This is a genomic window from Bradyrhizobium sp. (genome assembly GCF_035652035.1).
GTDB lineage: Bacteria > Pseudomonadota > Alphaproteobacteria > Rhizobiales > Xanthobacteraceae > Bradyrhizobium.
The window spans coordinates 1-6304 of record NZ_DASREO010000081.1 but is presented as its reverse complement, the minus strand read 5'-3'; the positions used below and the strand labels follow the sequence as shown (position 1 = coordinate 6304).

The 6304-nt window shown below is 62.0% G+C and carries 5 protein-coding genes; 3 read left to right on the top strand and 2 right to left on the bottom strand.

The window, feature by feature from the left end; genetic code table 11:
- From VFB05_RS22050 to VFB05_RS22040, 3 genes are all read left to right on the top strand, one after another.
- The coding region (locus tag VFB05_RS22050; protein ID WP_325016158.1) for a phospholipase C at positions 1-989 on the top strand (989 nt) is incomplete at its 5' end.
- Positions 990-1206: 217 nt separating this feature from the next.
- Positions 1207-2994 (top strand): alkaline phosphatase family protein, encoded by a 1788-nt coding sequence (locus tag VFB05_RS22045; RefSeq protein WP_325016156.1) that lies wholly within the window; start codon positions 1207-1209, stop codon positions 2992-2994.
- A 10-nt stretch (positions 2995-3004) separates the two neighbouring features.
- Positions 3005-4333: a cytochrome-c peroxidase gene (locus tag VFB05_RS22040; protein WP_325016154.1), complete on the top strand. Its 1329-nt coding sequence runs from the start codon at positions 3005-3007 to the stop codon at positions 4331-4333.
- Positions 4334-4394: 61 nt separating this feature from the next.
- Here the strand turns inward: VFB05_RS22040 and VFB05_RS22035 are convergent, their stop codons facing one another.
- Both VFB05_RS22035 and lptD read right to left on the bottom strand, forming a co-directional pair.
- Positions 4395-5717 carry a (Fe-S)-binding protein gene (locus VFB05_RS22035; protein WP_325016152.1) on the bottom strand — a complete coding sequence of 441 codons (1323 nt, stop codon included), beginning with the start codon at positions 5715-5717 and terminating at the stop codon, positions 4395-4397.
- 82 nt (positions 5718-5799) lie between these two features.
- Positions 5800-6304 (bottom strand): LPS assembly protein LptD (gene lptD, locus VFB05_RS22030; RefSeq protein WP_325016150.1); only part of this gene is annotated, 505 nt, incomplete at its 5' end.

Below are 6304 nucleotides of genomic sequence, written 5' to 3'. Positions count from 1 at the left end.
AGGGCGGGCTCACGCTGATCAACGATACCGACCCGGCCGGCGACGTTTGCTCGAGCAAGACCGCACAGGTCGGAATGACCAGCAAGAACATCGGCGACCTCTTGAACGCCAAGAACATTCCGTGGGGCTCGTTCATGGGCGGGTTCAACCTGCAACTCCAAAACAACAACGGTACCTCGGGCTGCGGGCGCACCACGACCGGCCTCAGTGGCACAACCACCGACTACATCCCGCATCACGCCTGGTTCCAGTACTACGCGTCGACGGCCAACCTGACCCATGCCCGTCCGGCTTCGCTCAAGGAGATTGGCCATGCTGGTCCGGCCAACCACGCCTACGACCTCGAAGACTTTACGGCGGCCGTTGGCCACGGCAACTATCCGGCCGTGTCGTTCATCAAGCTGCCGGCCTACCAGGACGGTCACGGTGGTTACTCCAATCCGCTCGACGAGCAGACTGGCCTGGTCAACCTGATCAACTTCCTGCAGGAGCAGGAGGATTGGGATTCCACCGCCGTGATCATCGCCTATGATGACTCCGACGGCTGGTACGACCACGCCTTCGTCGCGCCGACCCACGGTTCGTTCTCCACGGCCACGACGTCGGTCAGGACTTCGTCGACCCCGGTTGACGTCGATCAGCTGAACGGGGCCGGCAACTGCGGCACCCCCGGTGTCACCCCGAAGCCGACCGGCGTCGCTGGTCAGCCCGTCGATGGTCGCTGCGGTCCCGGCACCCGCCAGCCGTTCCTGGTGATCTCGCCCTACGCCAAGAAGAACTATGTCAGCCACGTGTTGACCACGCAGGCCTCGATCCCGCAGTTCATCGAGGACAACTGGCTGAACGGCGAGCGCATCGGCCAGGGCTCGTTCGATGCCACCACCGGCTCGATCAACGACATGTTCGATTTCAAGCAGAAGAACTCGGAGAAGTTGATCCTCGATCCGACGGAAGGCACCGTCGACAGCCGGTCCAAGATCAAGAACTGAGCCAGGTTCTTACGATCTAACCGCAACCATGCGGACGGCGCCAGCCTTTTTGGCCGGCGCCGTCCTGTGTTCCGGCCGCTGGAGTTGTTTGGCGCTTTCGAGTTGAATGTTCGTTGACATGGTGGCTGGTAGCCAACGCTACACAACCGCGTCACCGACGCTTCCTATCCCTCTTCCCCGCACGGCTCAAAATCGTTTTGAGAGGCAAAGGGAAAAGATGAAAAATCTGAAACTGAAATCAACTCTGCTGTCGTCGGTTGCGCTGATCGCTGTCGCCACCTTCACGTCGAACGTTTCGGTTGCGGGCAACCTGGAAAGCCAGCTCGCTCCGGTTCTCAACCTGGTGGACGATGTCATCGCCAACGCGAAAAATCCGGCGACCAATCCGAACGCGCTGCCGACCATGACCCCGATCAAGCACCTGGTCGTCGTCTTCAACGAGAACCGCTCGTTCGACCATTACTTCGGCACCTATCCGAATGCGCTCAATCCGGAAGGCGAGCCGGTTTTCGAGCCCGCCAGGAACACGTCGCGCGACATCAACAATCTGCTGACGAGCCCGGCTTTGCTCGACAATAATCCGAACCTCAATCCGGCCAACGGTGCTGGCGCCGCCAACCCGTTCCGTCTCGATCGCACGCAGGCCAATACGGCTGACCAGAACCACGCCTATACGGCTGAGCAGAAGGCTTTTGACGGCGGCAAGCTCGATCTTTTCCCGCTCAACACCGGCGCTGCCACCAAGGGCGGCTCAGGCTCGTTCGGTACCACGGGCCAGGTGATGGGCTTCTTCGACGGCAACACCGTCACGGCGCTGTGGAACTACGCACAGAATTTCGCGATGAGCGACAATTCGTGGAGCGACACGTTCGGTCCGTCGACCCCCGGCGCGCTCGAAATGTTCTCGGGGCAAACCAATGGCGCGACATTCCCGGTTCTCTCGCCGACGCTTTTGCCGCCGGGTACGCCCAATACGATTGCGGCGATCGGCCCACTGCTGGCGGCGGCCGGCGCCGCCGTTCCTGACGGGCAGGGCGGTCTGACGCTGATTGCCGATATCGACCCCGCTCTCGATCAGTGCTCGAGCACGTTGATCGCGACGCAGATGACGAGCAAAAACATCGGCGATCTCCTGAACGCCGGCAATATTCCATGGGGATCGTTCGTCGGCGGCTTCAACCTGCAAACCATCAACGACAATGGCAGCTCCGGTTGCAAGCGCAGCAGCATTTCCTCCGTCACCGGTGGCACGCACGGCGACTACATTCCTCACCACATCTGGTTCCAGTACTTCGCCTCGACGGCCAATCAAACTCACGCCCGTCCGACGTCGACCAAGTCGATCGGCTTCACCAATGTGCCGGGCACCAAGAAGGTCGACCCAGCCAACCACGCCTATGACCTCGACGACTTCTTCACGGCGGTCGGCGCCGGCAACTATCCGGCCGTCTCCTTTATCAAGATGCAATCGTTCCAGGACGATCACCCCGGCAACTCCAACCCGCTCGATGCGCAGACAGGCTTGGTCAATCTGATCAACTTCCTGCAACAACAGCCGGACTGGGACTCCACCGCCGTGATCCTGGCCTACGACGACTCCGACGGCTGGTACGACCATGCCTTCATCGCGCCGACGACGCAGGGTTCGTTCTCGGTCGACGACGCCTTGAACGGCGCCGGGAACTGCGGCACCCCGGGGGTCACCCCCGAGCCGAACGGCCTGTTGGGCAAGCCGGTTGCCGGACGTTGCGGTCCGGGCATGCGTCAGCCGTTCATGGTGATCTCGCCCTATGCCAGGAAGAATTACGTCAGCCACGTCTTCATTACGCAGGCTTCGATCCCGCAGTTCATCGAGGACAACTGGCTGAATGGCGAACGTCTCGGCGGTGGCTCGTTCGACGCCACGACCGGTTCGATCATGGACATGTTTGACTTCAAGCAGTCTCCCACCCGGAAGCTGATCCTCGACCCGACCTTCGGCACCGTGGACAGCAAGACCAAGTGAGCAAGAATAGATGATACATCGCACAATCGTGTGGTCCCTCGGTGCCGGCCTTCTGGCCGGCGCCGTCTTCGCCGCCGAGCCGCAAACGCAGGGCGGCGAAAATCCAAATCCTGTTCATCTGATCCGCCGCAAGGTCGAACCACTGTCGGCGATGGCGAGGCTGGGTAAGGACATATTCTTCGACACGAGCCTGTCGTCGTCCGGCAAATTGGCGTGCGCTTCGTGTCACAGCCCGGATCACGCCTATGGCCCGCCGACCGACGCGCCCGTCATGCTCGGTGGCCCCGACCTGACGCTGCAAGGCATGCGCGCGGTGCCCTCGCTGACCTATCTGGAAAGGCAACCCGATTTCAGCATCGGTCCCGAAAAGGAAGATGACAACGACCAGGTCATCGGATTTGCGCAGCAGGCCGAGGCGGGTAAGACTGCCGTTCGCGTCCGGAAGATCGCAACACAGACTGCGCAAAGCCAAAACATCGTGCCGCAGGGCGGCTTGTTCTGGGACGGCCGCGCCGACACCCTTCAGATCCAGGCGAACGGCCCGATGCTCGATCCGCGCGAAATGGACGGCGGCAGCATCGAGATCATCGCCGACAAGCTGCGCAGCGCGCCCTATGCGAAGAAGTTTGCGGCCTTGTTCGGCGAGCGCATCTTCAAGGATACGAAGCTCCTGGTCGCCGAGGCGACATTCGCGGTGGGCCGCTATCAGATCGAAGAGCCGAGCTTTCATCCCTATACCAGCAAGTACGATTACTGGCTGGAAGGAAAAGCGCGGTTGAGCGAGGCCGAAATGCGCGGCCTTCGCCTGTTCAACGATCCGGAAAAGGCCAATTGCGCCGGCTGCCATACGTCGCAGCCTTCGCGCGACGGCCGTCCGCCGGCCTTTACCGATACGCAGTATGAGGCGCTGGGCGCGCCGCGCAATCTCGCACTCGTCGACACGAAGGACCCCAATTTTTTCGACCTTGGTGTGTGCGGTCCCGTTCGCAAGGACGTCGCCGATCAGAGGCAGTTCTGCGGCATGTTCAAAACGCCGACCCTGCGCAACACGGCGCTGCGCAAGGCGTTCTTCCACAACGGCGTGTTCCACACCTTGCAGGAGGTCATGGACTTCTACAATTTCCGCGACACAAATCCGGAGAAGGTCTATCCGGTTGGCGCCGACGGCAAAGTGCAGAAATACAACGACCTGCCGCCGCAATATCACGCCAATGTCGACGTCGCCGATCCGCCGTTAGATCGCCATCCCGGCGATCAGCCGGCGATGACGGCGCAGGACGAGGCCGATATCATCGCGTTCCTGCAAACCCTGAATGACGGCTACAAGCCCGAGCCGTGAGGCGAGGGGCTGCAGCTGGCGGCAGCGGACAAGGCTGTCCGTCGTCGGGCATGTTTGGCGACTAACCCGACCGCAGCGGCAAGGGCTGATCGGCCAGCATGTCCTTGACGACGAGCTCGCGCGCCTTCGCCGCATCGAGCGCGTGGCTCGCAAGCAGATCGGCGCAGTCGGCGACGATCTGGTCGGCATCCTGCATCAGCTTCAGTTCCTTGTAGCGATCGTTCTGTTTCAGTCCCATGCTTTCGCCGACGAGTTCGAGCAGGTTGACGATGCGGAACGGCCAGTCGCGCTCGTGCGCGCAAAGCTCGCGATGTTCGGAATGGTAGACGGTGACGAGCGCATCGACGCCGGCGTCGCACGCCGCCTGCAATTCATTCAGCGTCAGCTCGCGCTTGTATTCGGGCAAGACGTTGAGGTAGACGGCCTGCAATCCCAGCGCCGGCTGCTTTAGATCGACAAAGGTGACGCCGGGAATCGCGTTCAGGAGTCTGATCGCGGCCTCCATGACGCCGGAAACGCCGGGATGGCGGTGCAAGGCAACGCGCATCGGAACGCGTTCGCGCAGATGCGGCGTGAGTTGGTCGATCCGCTGCTCGAGGAAGCGTAGGAACGGCGTCATCTCGAACGGCCGCGCGCCGCGTTGGCGCTCGAGCGCGGGCAGGGTGGTTTCGGTGAACTGCACGTAGCAGCTCGGACACCAGGAAATCACTTGCCCCGATTTGGATTGCGACATCTTGTCGATGCTATTCGTCCCCATCCGCCCGGACATTTCGACATCGCCCGGCCGCATGTGCACGATACCGCAGCAATGGCTCGGCCCGCCCATCACCTGATAACCGATGCCGAGCGTATCCATGATGTCGAGCGCAAGCAGCGCGATATGCGGCGTCTTCAGCACATTGCAGCCGGTGTAGAACACAAAGTCCGGCGGCTCGGTCGTCGTGTTCACCGAGGCCGATTTCTGCCCGAGCCGCGCCAGCACCTCGTCGTTCAGCTGAATCTGCGACAGGAATGAAACTTCGCGGCCGACGTCACGGTATCTTTCGAGCGCCTTCCGGCGGCGGGCCGGCAAATCGTTTTTCGCTTTGGCCATCGAAACGCGCGCCATCGCCAGCAGGAAGCGCGGATTGACGCCTTCATCGCAGGCCCTGATGCAGTCGCCGCTGGCCGTACAGGCCTGTGCCCATCTCTGCGACGCTTCCGGGCCGTCTCCGTCGCGGAGGATATCGAGAATGCCGCTGATGACATCCTTGGGCATCGCATCGGCCAGTCCCGCCGGCTTCACGCTCGGACAGGCCTCGACGCATTTGCCGCAGCGGGTGCACGCATCGACCATCTCGTCGACGCGGGCATCGAGAGCGGCTTCAAAGGAGAGATCGGACATGTGACGTGCTCCGCTCCGAGGTGCGCCGATCGCGCCTTTTACCACCGCAAGCCCTCATTATAAAGCGGCGACGGACGTGAGGTCAGGGAACGGGAACGGAAACGGTGCCGATGGTGCGCAGGCCGATCTGGAACATGAAGGCGTGGCTGGGCACTGGCGGTGATGTCGGCGTCGCATAGGAATATGAGGCGATATAATTGGCCGCCACCACGAAACAGTCGTCCACATAGCCCAAGCCGATGACGAATTGGTTGATCTGGTTGGCGACCAGATCCCAGCGTGCGGCGCCGGTGACGGTCCAGTTGGTCGCGACCTTGACGGAGCTCGAGACCATGATGCCTTCGCGCCGCGTCAGGTAGCCGATGTCGGGCTGCGCTGCATAGTCGCCGTACAGCACGCTGACCGACCAGCGATCGAAGTTGGCAGCCGCTTCAGCCTCGAAGCGCTCGACGTTGCCGGTCGCCTGGTCGAACCGCGCCCGCGTCGCGATCGTGTAGGTGCGGTTCGGCGAGTAGCTCAGGCTCGCGACATAGTCCGACTTCGGCGTCTGCAGTCCCGAATCGACGCCCGTATTGGTCATGTCCTGC